General features: G+C 73.3%; 12 protein-coding genes and 1 pseudogene. 8 read left to right on the top strand and 5 right to left on the bottom strand.

What is annotated here, in order from left to right; translation table 11 throughout:
* Positions 1 to 47 precede the first annotated feature (47 nt).
* Positions 48 to 1235: an acyltransferase family protein gene (locus GL259_RS14215; protein WP_159532725.1), complete on the top strand. Its 1188-nt coding sequence runs from the start codon at positions 48 to 50 to the stop codon at positions 1233 to 1235.
* 37 nt (positions 1236 to 1272) lie between these two features.
* Here GL259_RS14215 and GL259_RS14220 read toward each other — a convergent pair whose 3' ends face one another.
* Together GL259_RS14220 and GL259_RS14225 are read right to left on the bottom strand one after the other, a co-directional pair.
* Complete coding sequence (locus tag GL259_RS14220) at positions 1273 to 1746, bottom strand: HD domain-containing protein (RefSeq protein ID WP_159538633.1); 474 nt, start codon at positions 1744 to 1746, stop codon at positions 1273 to 1275.
* A 94-nt stretch (positions 1747 to 1840) separates the two neighbouring features.
* Entirely contained in the window at positions 1841 to 3019 is a 1179-nt protein-coding gene (locus GL259_RS14225) for a PP2C family protein-serine/threonine phosphatase (RefSeq protein ID WP_159532728.1), read from the bottom strand.
* 162 nt (positions 3020 to 3181) lie between these two features.
* On the opposite strand from GL259_RS14225, the gene GL259_RS14230 reads away from it, so the two are divergent.
* Positions 3182 to 4468: a GNAT family N-acetyltransferase gene (locus tag GL259_RS14230; RefSeq protein ID WP_159532730.1), complete on the top strand. Its 1287-nt coding sequence runs from the start codon at positions 3182 to 3184 to the stop codon at positions 4466 to 4468.
* 21 nt (positions 4469 to 4489) lie between these two features.
* On the opposite strand, the gene GL259_RS14235 is transcribed toward GL259_RS14230, so the two are convergent.
* Together GL259_RS14235 and GL259_RS14240 are read right to left on the bottom strand one after the other, a co-directional pair.
* The gene (locus GL259_RS14235) at positions 4490 to 5317 is read right to left on the bottom strand and encodes a DNA-formamidopyrimidine glycosylase family protein (protein ID WP_159532732.1); all 828 of its coding nucleotides are present in this window, start codon (positions 5315 to 5317) and stop codon (positions 4490 to 4492) included.
* Positions 5318 to 5372: 55 nt separating this feature from the next.
* Entirely contained in the window at positions 5373 to 5858 is a 486-nt protein-coding gene (locus tag GL259_RS14240) for a ribose-5-phosphate isomerase (RefSeq protein ID WP_159532734.1), read from the bottom strand.
* A gap of 206 nt (positions 5859 to 6064) precedes the next feature.
* On the opposite strand from GL259_RS14240, the gene GL259_RS14245 reads away from it, so the two are divergent.
* Positions 6065 to 7549, top strand: coding sequence for an amino acid permease (locus tag GL259_RS14245; protein WP_159532736.1), 1485 nt, complete (start codon positions 6065 to 6067; stop codon positions 7547 to 7549).
* Between the two features lie 344 nt (positions 7550 to 7893).
* Here the strand turns inward: GL259_RS14245 and GL259_RS14250 are convergent, their stop codons facing one another.
* Entirely contained in the window at positions 7894 to 8475 is a 582-nt protein-coding gene (locus tag GL259_RS14250) for a biotin transporter BioY (protein WP_159532738.1), read from the bottom strand.
* Positions 8476 to 8951: 476 nt separating this feature from the next.
* Between GL259_RS14250 and GL259_RS14255 the strand changes: the two genes are divergently transcribed.
* The 5 genes and pseudogenes from GL259_RS14255 (at position 8952) to GL259_RS14275 (ending at position 14351) form a co-directional block, all read left to right on the top strand.
* Entirely contained in the window at positions 8952 to 10151 is a 1200-nt protein-coding gene (locus GL259_RS14255; protein ID WP_159532740.1) for an ROK family transcriptional regulator, read from the top strand.
* A gap of 208 nt (positions 10152 to 10359) precedes the next feature.
* A pseudogene (locus GL259_RS14260) lies at positions 10360 to 11441 on the top strand (ABC transporter substrate-binding protein).
* Between the two features lie 5 nt (positions 11442 to 11446).
* Positions 11447 to 12292: an ABC transporter permease gene (locus GL259_RS14265; protein ID WP_159538635.1), complete on the top strand. Its 846-nt coding sequence runs from the start codon at positions 11447 to 11449 to the stop codon at positions 12290 to 12292.
* Entirely contained in the window at positions 12268 to 13002 is a 735-nt protein-coding gene (locus GL259_RS14270) for an ABC transporter ATP-binding protein (RefSeq protein WP_159532742.1), read from the top strand. The genes GL259_RS14265 and GL259_RS14270 overlap by 25 nt, the downstream gene beginning before the upstream one ends.
* The gene (locus GL259_RS14275) at positions 12999 to 14351 is read left to right on the top strand and encodes an LLM class flavin-dependent oxidoreductase (protein WP_159532744.1); all 1353 of its coding nucleotides are present in this window, start codon (positions 12999 to 13001) and stop codon (positions 14349 to 14351) included. Before GL259_RS14270 ends, GL259_RS14275 begins: the two co-directional genes overlap by 4 nt.
* Positions 14352 to 14487 lie beyond the last annotated feature (136 nt).

Here is a 14487-nt window from a genome sequence, read left to right on the forward strand (position 1 = left end):
GCAGCGAGCTCACCGATCCTCTCCCCGAGTTCCTGCCGGGAGGGCCAGTGACGAACTCGCTGCGACCGTACGGCAACCGCAGAACGCCGCTCCCACCGGCACGGACGCCCGCGTCCGGAGTGCCCGGTCCGCGCACGAAGACACAGCGGAACGACCGGCCGGCCCCCTCCGGCAAGCAGCGCGACGCGTTCTTCGACAACGCCAAGTACCTGGCGATCGTGCTGGTGGCCGTCGGCCACGCCTGGGAGCCCCTCAAGGGCGACAGCCGGATGCTCGAGGCCGCGTACACGGTCGTCTACGCGTTCCACATGCCGGCCTTCATCATCATCTCCGGCTTCTTCTCGCGCAGTTTCGACATGCGTCCCGACCGGCTGCGGCGGCTGATCACCGGCGTCGCCGTCCCCTACGTCGTCTTCGAGACGGCCTACCCCCTCTTCAAGCGGTTCGTCGACGACGACCCGCACCAGGAGATCAGCCTCCTCGACCCCTGGTACCTCACCTGGTTCCTGGTCGCGCTGTTCGTGTGGCGGCTGACCACGCCGATCTGGAACGTGGTGCGCCACCCGCTGCCGCTGGCGCTCGGCATCGCCATGCTGGCCAGCGTCACCCCGGAGATCGGTGACGACCTGGACCTGCAGCGCGTGCTGCAGTTCCTGCCGTACTTCGTGCTCGGTCTGTGCATGCGGCCCGAGCACTTCCACCTGGTGCGCCGCCGCTCGGTGCGGATCGCGTCGGTGCCGGTGTTCGCGGTGGCGCTGGCCGTCGGCTGGTGGGCGGTGCCGCGGATGAACACCGCGTGGTTCTACCACCGCGACGCCGCGCAGGAGCTGGGCGCGCCGTGGTGGGTCGGCCCGGTCATGGTGCTCGCCCTGTTCGGCTGCTCGCTGCTGCTGACCGCCTGCTTCTTCGCCTGGGTGCCGCGCCGCCACATGTGGTTCACCGCGCTCGGCGCGGGCACGCTCTACGGCTACCTGCTGCACGGCTTCGTGGTGAAGGCCGGCGACTACCAGGGCTGGTTCGAGCACTCCCCGCTGCACGGCCCGCTCGGCTGGACCGCCGTGAGCGTCCTCGCGGCCGTCCTGGTGACGCTGCTGTGCACCAAGCCGGTGCAGCGGGTCTTCCGGTGCGTGATGGAGCCGAGGATGGAGTGGGCGTTCAAGCGGGACGCCGCCGAGCTGGCCCGCGAGCGCGAGCGGCGCGAGAAGCGGGAGACCCGCGAGAAGGTGTCCGTCTAGCACTCGCTCCGGTGCCCGCCGGTCCTCCTGGTCCCCTCTACCGCTCGCGGGGTGTCCCCTCACCCCGCCGCTCCCCCGCCACGAGACCGAGGAGTGCGCGCATCCGCGCGTACTTCTCGGTCAGTCGTGTGCGGGTCGCCCCGTCCAGCACGGCGAGGCGCGCCGGGTCGGCGTTGTGGGCCAGGTCCGCCTCCTTCACCAGCAGCGCGCCGGGGGTGGCGAGGATGCGGGCCGCGTACGCCTCGGGCGGCTCCCCGGACCGTCTGGTGACCGCGAGGACGATGTCCTTGGTCCGCCGGGTCAGCGCGGCCTCCTCGAGCCACCGCTCCGACAGCCGGTCGTCCTCGACGGCGTCGTGCAGCCAGGCGGCCGCGATCTGTTCCCCGTCGCCGCCGCGCCGCCGTACGCCCTCGGCGACGGCGCGCAGGTGCTCGGTGTACGGCCGGCCCGCCTTGTCGGTCTGGCCGGCGTGCGCGGCGCGGGCGACGGCCTCGACCTCGGCCGGGGTCATCGGGGTGTGCGGTGTCCGGGTCGTCACGCGCCCAGTGTCCCCCGCCCGGGAGGGGAAGGGGAGGGGCGGGGCGGGAGGCGGCGCCGGGCGCGGGTCAGCGGGACGCGGCGGCCGTGGGGCCCTCGCGGCAGATCAGCAGCAGGGCACGGTCGTCGTTGACGTCCTTGGCCACCGCCTCGATGAGGTGCCAGGCGGCTCCGTGGAAGCCGCCGGCCACGTAGCGGTCGGCCTCGCCGGTGAGCCGGTCGATGCCCTCGACGATGTCCCGGTCGGAGGTCTCCACCAGACCGTCCGTGAACAGCATCAGCACGTCCCCGGGACGCAGCGTGCCCTTCACCGGGTCGAACTGGGCGCCGTCGTACACGCCCAGCAGCGGGCCGTCGGCGGCCTTCTCCTCCCAGCGGCCGGTGCCCGCGCTGAGCTGGAGGCCCGGCGGATGGCCCGCGGAGTACAGCTCGTAGTCACCGGAGTCGAGGTCGAGGACCAGGTGGATGGAGGTGGCGAAGCCCTCCTCCCACTCCTGGCGGAGCAGGTAGCCGTTGGCGGCCGGCAGGAAGCCGTGCGGCGGCAGGCTGCCGAGGAGGCCGCCGAAGGCGCCCGACAGCAGCAGGGCGCGCGAACCGGCGTCCATGCCCTTGCCGGACACGTCCGTCAGCACGACCTCCAGCGTGCGCCCGCCGTTCGTCCGGGCCGCGACCACGAAGTCGCCCGAGAACGACTGCCCGCCCGCCGGGCGCAGCGCCATCTCCCGGTGCCAGCCGTCCGGCAGCTTGGGCAGCTTGCTCTGCACCCGGATGCGTTCGCGCAGGTCGAACAGCATGGTGCCGCCGCGCCGCCAGGGCACGCCCACCCGGCTGCGGAACTGGGCGACGAGCAGCCCGAACAGCCCGCAGGCCGCGACGGTGAGGACCACGCCCGGTGTGACCCGGGCCGCGCCCTCGGTGTAGGGACCGAGCTGCACCGACTCCACGATCAGCGCGGTCGCCGCCGCCGCGTACAGGCCGAGCAGGCTCGCCGGGCGCAGCAGCAGGCCGCCCGCGACGATCGGGACGACCAGCGCGGACGGCGCGCACCACACGGAGTTGGCGAGCGTCCCGGCCGCGATCAGCGGGACGGTCAGGAGCAGTCCGGCGAGCGCGATCCAGTCCGAGCCGTCCCCGCGGAAGTAGTCGACGGCGGCCCGGCGCACGCCGACGCGGGCCCGGTGCCACTGCTTCTTCCACCGGGCCGTGAACGTGTCGGCCTCCGCGCGCCGCTGTCGTCCTGCTGCCATCAGTTCGGGACCCTATCCATCGGACCGGCCGCTCGGCACGGGAGGTCCTGGTTGTCCCCCGTCCGGGGATCGACTTCCCAGTGAACTTCACCGGACGCCGCCGTGTGGCCGCCGGGGAGAAATTCCTTCGCCCGTCCCGCTCCGCCCTGGTAGGCATGGCCCATGGCGAACGAGCGCGCGAGTGGGGCGAACGACGTGACCGACGGCTCGGTGGACTCCGGGGCCGTGCTCCGGACCCTGGAACCGGACGAGTGGGACGAGGCGTACGACACACTGCTCCGTGCCTTCGGCGGGGTCCAGGAGGCGCCCGAGGAGCGGGAGCTGTGGAACGCGCTGACCGAGTTCGGCCGTTTCCTGGGCGCCTGGGACGGCGACGCGTGCGTGGGGACGGCGGGGGCGTTCTCGTTCCGGCTGACCGTGCCCGGGGGCGCGTCCGTGCCGGCCGCGGGCGTCACCATGGTGAGCGTGGCCGCCACGCACCGGCGGCGCGGGGTGCTGACGTCGATGATGCGGCGGCAGCTGGACGACGTGCGGTCCTGGGGCGAGCCGCTGGCGGTGCTCACGGCGTCCGAGCCGGCGATCTACGGCCGGTTCGGGTACGGGGCCGCCTCGTTCCAGGTGAACGCCGAGATGGACACGAGCCGGGTGGGGCTGTCCGTCCCGGCCGGCACCGACGGCGTACGGCTGCGGTACGCGGCGCCCGCCGACGTGCTCGACGCCTGTGAGGCGGTCTACGCCCGGCTGGTGCCGCGGCGGCCGGGGATGCTCGCGCGGCGACCCGGCTGGGAGCGGCTGGGGGTGCTCGACCCGGAGAGCGGCCGGGACGGGGCGTCGCCGCTGCAGTGCGTCGTCGCCGAGCGGGACGGCGAGACGGTCGGGTACGCGCGGTTCCGCGTGAAGCCGGACTGGGGGCCGGCCGGTCCGGACGGCACGGTGGTCCTGAGCGCCCTGGAGGCGCTGGATCCGGCGGCGCACGCGGCGCTGTGGCGGTTCCTGTTCGACATCGACCTGACGTCGACGCTGGTGGCGCGGGGGCGGCCGGTCGACGAGGGCTGGCAGTACATGGTGTCGGACGTCCGGCGGTGCCGGCCGGTCCTGCGGGACGCGCTGTACGTGCGGCTGGTCGACGTCGGGGCGGCGCTGCGGGCGCGGACGTACCAGGCGCCGGTGGACGTGGTGTTCGAGGTGGAGGACGCGTTCTGCCCGTGGAACGCGGGGCGCTGGCGGCTCAGCGGGGACGCCAAGGGGGCGTCCTGCGAGCGCACCGGGGACGCGGCGGACCTCACCGTGTCCGTACGGGAGTTGGGCGCCGCGTATCTCGGCGGGGTGGGCCTGGGGGCGCTGGCCGCGGCCGGCCGGGTGCGCGAGGTGCGGCAGGGGGCGCTGGCGGAGGCGTCCCTGGCGTTCGGCAGCGACGGTGCGGCGCCGTGGTTGCCGCACGGGTTCTGAGAACCGGGCGGTGACCCGGCCTCAGGCGCGCTGGCAGGTGGGGCACCAGAAGAGGTTGCGGGCGGCGAGGCCGGCGGTGCGGATCTCGCCGCCGCAGACGTGGCAGGCCAGGTGGGCCCTGCGGTAGACGTACACCTCGCCGCCGTGGTCGTCGACGCGCGGCGGGCGGCCCATCGCCTCGGGGGTGTGTTCCGGGCGGACGGTGTCGATGCGGTTGTTGCGGACGCCCTCGCGCATGAGCTCGACCAGGTCGGTCCAGATCGCGTCCCACTCGGCCGGGGTGATGTCCCGGCCCGCGCGGTACGGGTCGATCCGGTGCCGGAAGAGGACCTCGGCGCGGTAGACGTTCCCCACTCCGGCGATGACCTTCTGGTCCATGAGGAGGGCGGCGATCGTCGTGCGGCTGCGGCTGATCCTGCGGTGGGCGAGGGCCGGATCCGCGTCCGGGCGCAGGGGGTCGGGGCCCAGGCGGTCGTGTATCGCCCGCTTCTCGGCGTCCGTGATCAGGGCGCAGGTGGTGGGACCGCGCAGGTCGACGTACGACGTGTCGTCGGCGAGGCGGAGCCGGACGGTGTCCGTGGGCGGCGGCGCGGGGGCCGGGCCGAAGGTGACCTTGCCGAAGAGGCCGAGGTGGATGTGGACCCACTCGGTGTGCCCGGGAGCCGGGTCGCGAAAGCCGAGGAAGAGGTGCTTGCCGTGGGCGTCGGTGGTGTGCAGGGGCGTGCGGTCCAGGAGGGCGGCGGCGTCGGCGAACTTGCCCTGGGGGCTGGTGACGCGGAGGGGGGCGCCGGCCGCGAAGGCCGCGGCGTAGTCCTCGGCCAGCCGGTGGATGGTGTGGCCCTCGGGCACGCGCCCCCCTCTTCCGCTCTCTCGCTCTCCCCCGCCGTCCGCTTCGCCCCGGTCCCTACTGCTGGGGGTGGTGGGGCGGGATCGGGGGGAGGTCGCCGGTGGTCTCGTAGCCGACGAGCATGTCGATGCGGCGGACGTGACGCTCGTCACCCGAGAACGGGGTGCCCAGGAAGGTCTCCACGAACTTCGTCGCCTCGTCCTGCGTGTGCATGCGCGCACCCACCGCGACCACGTTGGCGTTGTTGTGCTGACGGCCCAGGGCCGCCGTCTCCTCGCTCCACGCCAGGGCCGCCCGCACGCCCTTGACCTTGTTCGCGGCGATCTGCTCGCCGTTGCCGGAACCGCCGATCACGATGCCGAGGGCGTCGGGGTCGGCGGCGGTCCGCTCCGCGGCGCGCAGGCAGAAGGGCGGGTAGTCGTCCTGGGCGTCGTAGACGTGGGGCCCGCAGTCGACGGGCTCGTGGCCCGCGCTCTTGAGCCACTCGACGAGGTGGTTCTTGAGTTCGTAGCCGGCATGGTCGGAACCGAGGTACACGCGCATGGTCCGAGTGTGACACGTGCGCCGCCGGGCGTCGGCGCCGGGTGCCGCACTCGAAAAGCGTGAGCAAAACCACAGAACCTCAAGGAAACCTCAAGTAACAATCCGGAATCAAAGGTTTCCGAATTCCTTTGCCTCCGTTTCACTGGTCCGACTCGTACACCGCTCGTACGGGACCTGTTCAACCGGCGCAAAGGAAGACCACCCCCATGACTTCGCAGCCGCCCCTGATCAAGGCCGGAAGCGGCCCCGGAGAGCCCGGCGACCCCGGAGCCCCGGCCTCTTCCGGACTCCAGGCCGGACTCAAGAACCGTCATCTGTCGATGATCGCCATCGGCGGTGTCATCGGCGCCGGCCTGTTCGTCGGTTCCAGCTCCGGCATCGCCACCGCGGGGCCCGGCATCCTCCTCTCCTACGCCCTCGTCGGCACGCTCGTGGTGCTGGTGATGCGGATGCTCGGTGAGATGTCCGCGGCCAACCCGACGTCCGGGTCCTTCTCCGCGCACGCCGACCGCGCACTCGGTCCCTGGGCCGGGTTCTCCATCGGCTGGCTGTACTGGTTCTTCTGGGTCGTCGTCCTGGCGGTCGAGGCGACCGCCGGTGCCGCGATCCTCGAAGGGTGGATACCGGCCGTTCCCCAGTGGGGCTGGGCGCTCATCGTGATGGTGGTGCTGACCGCCACCAACCTCGTGTCCGTCGGGTCCTACGGCGAGTTCGAGTTCTGGTTCGCCGGGATCAAGGTCGTCGCCATCGCCGCGTTCATCGTCGTCGGCGGGCTGGCCGTCTTCGGCGTGCTGCCCGGCGTCGACAGCGACCAGGCGGGTCTCGCCAACCTCACCGAGCACGGCGGCTTCCTGCCCAACGGCGCCGGCGCGATCCTCACCGGCATCCTGCTCGTCGTCTTCTCCTTCATGGGCAGCGAGATCGCGACCCTGGCCGCCGGCGAGTCGGAGGACCCGCAGCGGGCCGTCACCAAGGCGACCAACAGCATCATCTGGCGGATCGGCGTCTTCTACCTCGGCTCGATCTTCGTCGTGATCTGCCTGCTGCCGTGGGACAGCAAGTCGATCACCGAGGACGGCTCCTACGTCGCCGCCCTGGACTCCCTCGGCATCGCGCACGCCGGTCAGATCATGAACTTCATCGTGCTGACGTCCGTGCTGTCCTGCCTCAACTCCGGGCTCTACACGGCCTCCCGCATGGCCTTCTCGCTCGGTCAGCGCGGGGACGCGCCGAAGGCGTTCGCCCGGACCACCGACCGGGGCGTGCCGCGGACCGCGATCATCGCGTCGGTCGTGTTCGGCTTCGTCGCCGTCTTCTTCAACTACAAGTTCCCGGACTCGGTCTTCCTCTTCCTGGTCAACTCCTCCGGCGCGGTCGCGCTGTTCGTCTGGCTGGTGATCTGCTTCTCGCAGCTGCGCATGCGGAAGATCATCCAGGCCGAGGCGCCGGAGAAGCTGGTCGTGCGGATGTGGCTGTACCCGTACCTGACCTGGGCGAGCGCGGCGCTGATCGTGTTCGTGCTCGGGTACATGCTGACCGACACCGAGCACAACGGGCGGACCACGGTGCTGCTGTCGCTGCTGGTCGCCGCGGTCGTGCTCGCCATCGCCTTCGTGAAGCAGCGCCTGGCCGGGCGCGGTGAGGGCGGTGCCGCGCGCACCGAGGACCGGGACGAGGTCCCGGCCGGCTGAGGCCGCCCCCGACGACGGGGCCGGGGCCCGCAGGCGCACGCGCCGCGGGCCCCGGCCCCGTCCGCGTCGGAGCACCGGGAAGCCGTTCCCGGCCTCCCCGCACGTCCTCGGCCGTGACCGGGTGCGCCCGGCCAGGGCCGGGCGGCCGCCGTCCGTGGTCGCTCCGTGGCCGCGTCCGTGGCCTCCTGCGCATCCACGTCCCCGGGACGACGCGTCGCCGCAGGAGCCGGGGGGCTTCCTCCGTGCCGGGCGGCGGGGCGGGGGGACGGCCCGGAGCCACACGGAAGAGGCCCGCCGGAGCGCTGTGCGCGTCCGGCGGGCCTCTTCTCACAGGACCAGGTCGGTCACCGCTTGCCGACGAACTTCCAGGCGGTCGGCAGCACTCCCATGGCCAGGGCCGCCTTCAGGGCGTCACCGATGAGGAAGGGGGTGAGGCCGGCCGCGATCGCGGCGGAGGCGGACATGCCGGTGGACAGGGCCAGGTAGGGCACGCCGACGGCGTAGATGACCGCCGAGCCGAGCACCATGGTGCCCGCCGTCCGCCAGACGGAGCGGTCGGCACCGCGGCGGGCCAGGGCGCCCACGGCGGCGGCGGCCAGCAGCATGCCGAGGATGTAGCCGAAGGACGGGGCGATCCCGTGGGAGCCGTTCGCGAACCACGGCACCCCGGCGAGGCCCGCCAGCGCGTACACCGCGAGGGAGGCGAAGCCGCGGCCCGCGCCGAGGGCGGTGCCGACGAGCAGCGCGGCGAAGGTCTGGCCGGTCACCGGCACCGGCGAGCCGGGGACGGGCACGGCGATCTGGGCGGCGAGGCCGGTGAGGGCGGCGCCGCCGAGCACGAGCGCGGCGTCGCGGACGCGGGAGGCCGGAAGCAGGTCGGCGAGGACCAGGCCGGTGCGGGTGGAGGAGGCGGCAGCGGTGCTCATGGGGACTCCGCGGGGTGAGGGCAGTCGGGGACACGGTGACGCTATACCGGCGCCCTCGAACTGATCACCGTCAACGCTCGACAAAGGGTCGAACGCGGACTTGGTGGGCTCCGGACAAAGGGAAGCGGTGACCACCGGTACGGCGTGACACCGGTCACTGAGGTGAGGTGGTTTCGCCTACAGAAGTGCCGGAGGGGCGTCTGTGGGGTCCCGCCAAACGGGCCGTCAGGCCTCACGGGGACCGTCTCGCCCGTCGGTCGCCGTCTGGGCAGCGTGCGGCCGTTTTGCTAGCTTCGAGCGCATGGTCTCCCAGGCCCGGAACCTCACCTCGCGTCGCCACGTCGACCTGCGACGCGTGGGCGCTGCCGCCTGTCGCCTCCGCTGACGAGGCGGGCGGAACGATCCGGCGCGCCTCGATCCCCGTACGCCTCCCGTACGACGGCGCAGTGCCGGACCCGTTCCCGAGGAAGTTCCCCATGCTTCGTACCGCGGCAGCCCCGCTCGTCCCTCCCGTACCGCGCGTCGCCGACAGCGACCGGCGCCGGACCAGTGCCAGTGTGGTGCTGCGGTCCGTGCTGGCGCACGGGCCGGTGGCACGCAGCACCATCGCCCGGCTGACCGGGCTGTCCCCGGCCTCGGTGACCGACCACTGCGCCCGCCTGGCCCGGCTCGGGCTCATCCGGGAGGCCGCGGCGCCCCTGCGTTCGGGAGGTGTCGGGCGGCCGCACGTGCCGGTGGACGTGGACCGGACGCGGCTGGTGGTGGGCGGCGTGCACGTGGCGGTGCCGTACACCACGGTGGCGTTGCTCGACCTGCGCGGGCGGGTGCTGGCCGAGCGGCGGCTGCGGCACGAGGCGACCGAACCGTCACGGGTGCTGGAGCGGGCCGCCGGCGGCCTGGCGGCGCTGCTGGACCGGGCGGCGGACAGCCGGCCGCTGGGCGTGGGCTTCGCGGCCGGCGGCTGGGTGGACCGGGAGGCGGGGACCGTCGTCGAGCACGCGCCGCTCGGCTGGCGCGAGGTGCCGGTGCGCACGGTGCTGCGCGCGCACACCGGGCTGCCGGTCCACGTGGACGGGCACGCGCGGGCGTTGGCCAACGCGGAGCGGCTGTTCGGGCGCGCGGGCGGCGGCCGCAGCGCGCTGCACCTGTTCGTCGGCAACCTGGTCGACGCGGCGTTCGCCACGCACGACGAGGTGCACCACGGCCCCCGCTCCCAGGCCGGGGCCATCGCCCATCTGCCGCTCGCGGGCGGCACCGAGCCCTGCGAGTGCGGCCGTGTCGGCTGCCTCCAGGCCGAGTTGGGCGAACGCACCCTGTGCCGGCGGGCGAGGGAGGCCGGCGTCACCGACGGGACGGATCCGGTGCGGGTGCTCGACGCGGCGGCGGACGGGCACCCGGTGGCCGTGCGGCTGCTGGTGGAACGGGCCCGCAGGGTGGGGCGCGCGGTGGGGCTGCTGACCGACGTGCTCAATCCGGAGAACGTCGTCGTCACGGAGCTGGGCGTCGTCCACCGGCCGGACTGCCTCGCCGCGCTGCGCGCCGAGGTCGGTGACGCACGGGCGGCCACGGTCGCGCCGACGAGTTTCCCGGATTCCGTGCTGGCCGTGGCGGGCGGTTCGGTGGCTCTCGACGTCCTCTACCGGGATCCGCTGGGCGCCTCACCTGAGCTGAATTAATTCAAAAAATCGGAATGTTGACAGGCCTCCTCCGGGGACAGGAACATCCTGGTCATGAGCTGTCGCACCCTCTGTTGCTGACACGTCGACGCGCGAGCACCCGAAGCGTCCACCTCCCTCTGCGTGTTTTCCTCCGCGGCCTTTCCCTGCCCGGAATTCCCCCTCCTTTTCCGCCCTGTGCGTTTCCATGAACTCTGGGAGCAACTCCATGCCCGCACCTCCCGTGTCCGGTACCGGCCGGCGTTCCGGTGTCGACCGGCGCCTCTTCCTCTCCTCCCTGCTCGGCGTCACCGCCGCTGCCGCCGGGCTGAGCGGCTGCGCCGGGGCGAGCGCCGCGGCCGACGAGGCGTCCCTGAAGGAGCCGCCGGCCAGGAAGGTCCCGGCCGGCACGAGCCTGAAGATCTCCTCGTACCAGAACGTCCAGCAGCTGCAGCTGAAGCTCGCCGGCCTCGGCGACCTGCCCTTCGAAGTCAGTGACTGGGTGAACATCGGGGCCGGCCCGGACGTCATCAACGCCTTCCGCGCGAAGTCCCTGGAACTCGCCAACAACGCCGGGATCCCGCCGATCCAGGCGTACTACCAGGGGTTCGACGCGAAGATCGTCGCGATCAACATCACCCGCAAGCCCAACTACCTCTTCGCCACCAGCCCCGGCAGCGACATCCGCGCGGTCGAGGACTTCCGGGGCAGGCGGCTGGCGTTCTCCCAGGGCCAGGCCCAGGGGTCGTGCTGCTGCGCGCGCTGAAGGAGGCTGGGCTGGAGTACGACGACGCCGAGCTGGTCCCGCTGACCAGCAACCAGTTCCTCACCGCCCTGCAGTCGGGCCAGGTCGACATCGCCCCGCTCGGCATCAGCCAGGCGCCGTCCTACCTCGAGCAGTACGCGTCCGAGGGGGCCCGCACCATCCCCACCGACGTGGTGGACCTGCTCAGCCTGCTGTGGGCGCCGACCTCCGTGCTGGCCGACCGGGCGAAGGCCGCCGCCGTCGCCGCGTACATCCCGTACTGGGCCAAGGGCGCGGTGTGGCAGTACGAGCACCCGGACGAGTGGAACGAGGAGTTCTACGTCAAGACCCAGAACCTGACCCCCGCGCAGGCCCGGTCGATCACCGCGCTGGCCAACAAGCCTCTGTTCCCTCCGAGTTGGGACGAGGCGATCGCGTGGGAGCAGGAGACCGCCGACCTGCTGGCGGAGGGCGGCTACGTGAAGGGGTTCGACGTCGGCCCGCTCTTCGACCGGCGCTTCGAGGCCATCGCCGCGCAGGCCGTCCCCGAGGAGTACCGGAGGTGACCGCCGTGACCCCGACCGCCACGACCGCCCCCGCACCGGCCGCCACCGCCGGGGAGGAGCAGCAGGTACGCCGGCGCCGGCGCCTGTCCCCCGGCAGGCGGCTGCCCGCCGGCCGGCTGCTCGGCCCCGTGCTCGTCCTCCTCCTGTGGTCCGCCGCGTCCGCCGCCGGGCGGCTGGACCCCGGTGCGGTCCCCGCCCCCTGGACGGTGGTGGAGACCGGCGCCCGGCTGTGGACGGAGGGCACGCTGCCGGACGACGTCCTCACCTCGCTGCGGCGGGCCGCCTCCGGCTTCACGATCGGACTGACCGTGGGCGTCGTCCTCGCGCTGGTCTCCGGGCTCAGCCGGACCGGCGAGGCGCTGATCGACGGGAGCGTGCAGCTGAACCGGGCGATTCCCACGCTCGGCCTGATCCCGCTGTTCATCCTGTGGCTGGGCATCGGCGAGACGTTCAAGATCGCGATCATCGCCATCGTCGTCTACATCCCGATCTACCTCAACACCCACGCCGCGCTCTCCGGCATCGACCACCGGTTCGTGGAACTGGCCGAGGTGCAGGGACTGTCCCGGTCCGCCTTCATCCGGCAGGTCGTCGTCCCGGGCGCCCTGCCCGGCTTCTTCGTCGGCCTGCGGCTCGGGGTGACCGGCTCCTGGCTGGGCCTGGTCGTCCTCGAGCAGATCAACGCCACCAGCGGACTCGGCTACATGATGTTCCAGGCGCAGAACTACGGCCAGACGGACGTCATCCTCGTCGGCCTCGTCGTCTACGGCGTCTTCGGCCTCACCTCGGACACCCTCGTCCGCCTGATCGAACGGAGGGTGCTGTCATGGCGCCGCACGCTCAGCAGCTGACCCGGCCCGCCGTGCGGCTGCGCGGTCTGACCCGCTCCTTCGGGGGACGCACGGTCCTCGACGGCATCGACCTCGACCTGCCCGCCGGGCAGTTCACGGCCCTGCTCGGGCACAGCGGCTCCGGCAAGAGCACCCTGCTGCGCGCCGTCGCGGGGATCGACCACGGTGTCACCGGCAGCGGGACGCTCACCGCCCCCGAGCGGGTGTCGGTGGTCTTCCAGGACTCCCGGCTGCTGCCCTGGCGCCGCGTCCTGCCCAACGTGCTGCTCGGCCTGGACGGCGGCGACGCCGGGGAGCGGGGCCGTGCCGCCCTCGCCGAGGTCGGCCTCGGCGGCCGCGAGCGCGCCTGGCCGAGCGAGCTGTCCGGCGGCGAGGCGCAGCGCGCCGCCCTGGCCCGCTCCCTGGTGCGGGAACCGGAACTGCTGCTCGCCGACGAGCCGTTCGGGGCGCTGGACGCGCTCACCCGGATCCGGATGCACGGCCTGCTCAGGGAGCTGTGGGAGCGGCACCGGCCCTCCGTCCTGCTCGTCACGCACGACGTGGACGAGGCGATCGTGCTCGCCGACCGCGTCCTCGTCCTCGACCGGGGCCGCATCGGCCTCGACCTCACCATCGACCGGCCGCATCCGCGCTCCTACCGGGACCCGCTCCTCGGGGAGTACCGCGAACGGCTGCTGACCGCCCTCGGCGTCACGGAGGACCACGCATGACCCGCCGCCTGCACCTCAACGCGTTCCTGATGAACACCGGTCATCACGAGGCCTCGTGGCGGCTGCCGGAGAGCGACCCGTACGCGCACGTCGACCTCGGCCACCACGTGCGCCTGGCGCGGACCGCCGAACGCGGCACCTTCGACTCGCTGTTCCTCGCCGACGGCCCCCAGCTGTGGAACAGCGTGGCCCAGCGTCCCGCCGGGACCCTGGAACCGCTCACCCTGCTCACCGCCCTGGCGACGGCCACCGAGCACATCGGGCTGATCGCGACGGCGTCGACGTCGTACAACTCGCCCTACAACCTGGCCCGGAAGTTCGCCTCGCTGGACATCGTCAGCGGCGGCCGGGCCGGCTGGAACATCGTGACCACGGCCGGCGCCGAGGCGGCCCGCAACTTCGGCCTGGACGCCGAGCCCGCGCACGCCGAGCGGTACGCCCGGGCCGCCGAGTTCGTCGAGGTGGCCCGCAAGCTCTGGGACAGCTGGGAGGACGACGCGGTCGTCGCCGACAAGGCGGCCGGGGTCTGGGGCGACGACGCCAGGATCCACCCGCCGCTCCACCGGGGGACGTACTTCCGCGTGGAGGGCGCCCTCGACGTCCCGCGCACGCCGCAGGGTCATCCGCTGCTGGTGCAGGCCGGCTCCTCCGAGGACGGGAAGCGGTTCGCGGCCCGGTACGCGGAGGCGGTGTTCACCGCGCAGCAGACGCTCGCCGGCGCGCAGGCCTTCTACGCCGACCTCAAGGCCCGCACGGCGGCGGCCGGACGCGACCCCGGCCACGTCAAGGTGCTGCCCGGCATCGTGCCCGTGGTCGGCTCCACCGAGGCGGAGGCGCGGCGGCAGGAGCAGGTGCTGGAGGACCACATCGTGCACGAGCACGGGGTGCGCCGGCTGGAGCTCCTGCTGCGCCTGGCGCCCGGCTCGCTGGACCTGGACGCCGAGCTGCTCGCCGACCTGCCGCCGGAGGACGCCATCGAGGGCGCCAGGAGCCGCTACGCGCTCGTGGTGGAGCTGGCCCGGCGCGAGCGGCTCACCGTGCGCCGGCTGATCGGCCGGCTCGGCGGCGGACGCGGTCACCTGACCTTCGCGGGGACGCCCGAGCAGGTCGCGGACACCATCGAGCAGTGGTTCTCCCTCGGCGCCGCCGACGGCTTCAACGTCATGCCGGCCGTCCTGCCGTCCGGCCTCGACACCTTCGTCGACCAGGTCGTCCCGATCCTGCGCGCCCGCGGGCTGTTCCGCACGGAGTACGGACCGCGGCAGACCCTGCGGGAGCGCTACGGCCTCCCGCGCCCCGCCAACCGGCACGCGGCCGCCGTGCCCGCCGCGTCCTCCGCCCCCGTCTGAGGGGAACCCGCGCCGGGGCCGGTCCCCGGACCGCCGGGGACACCGCGCGCACCGGCGTCCGGGTCCCCGGCGACCGGCGTCTTCCGGCCGCCGGACGGCGGGACCGGCGCCGGGTAACCGGAGTGTCACGCTCCGA

The sequence above is a fragment of the Streptomyces sp. Tu 3180 genome, from assembly GCF_009852415.1.
Classification (GTDB): Bacteria; Actinomycetota; Actinomycetes; order Streptomycetales; family Streptomycetaceae; genus Streptomyces.

Excerpts from the sequence above, each read along its gene's own strand:
- GL259_RS14220 (WP_159538633.1), bottom strand. The coding sequence starts at position 1,746 with ATGACCCCGGCCGAGGTCGAGGCCGTCGCCCGCGCCGCGCACGCCGGC.
- GL259_RS14225 (WP_159532728.1), bottom strand. The coding sequence starts at position 3,019 with ATGGCAGCAGGACGACAGCGGCGCGCGGAGGCCGACACGTTCACGGCC.
- GL259_RS14275 (WP_159532744.1), top strand. The coding sequence starts at position 12,999 with ATGACCCGCCGCCTGCACCTCAACGCGTTCCTGATGAACACCGGTCAT.
- GL259_RS14250 (WP_159532738.1), bottom strand. The coding sequence starts at position 8,475 with ATGAGCACCGCTGCCGCCTCCTCCACCCGCACCGGCCTGGTCCTCGCC.
- GL259_RS14255 (WP_159532740.1), top strand. The coding sequence starts at position 8,952 with ATGCTTCGTACCGCGGCAGCCCCGCTCGTCCCTCCCGTACCGCGCGTC.
- GL259_RS14270 (WP_159532742.1), top strand. The coding sequence starts at position 12,268 with ATGGCGCCGCACGCTCAGCAGCTGACCCGGCCCGCCGTGCGGCTGCGC.
- GL259_RS14230 (WP_159532730.1), top strand. The coding sequence starts at position 3,182 with ATGGCGAACGAGCGCGCGAGTGGGGCGAACGACGTGACCGACGGCTCG.
- GL259_RS14245 (WP_159532736.1), top strand. The coding sequence starts at position 6,065 with ATGACTTCGCAGCCGCCCCTGATCAAGGCCGGAAGCGGCCCCGGAGAG.
- GL259_RS14240 (WP_159532734.1), bottom strand. The coding sequence starts at position 5,858 with ATGCGCGTGTACCTCGGTTCCGACCATGCCGGCTACGAACTCAAGAAC.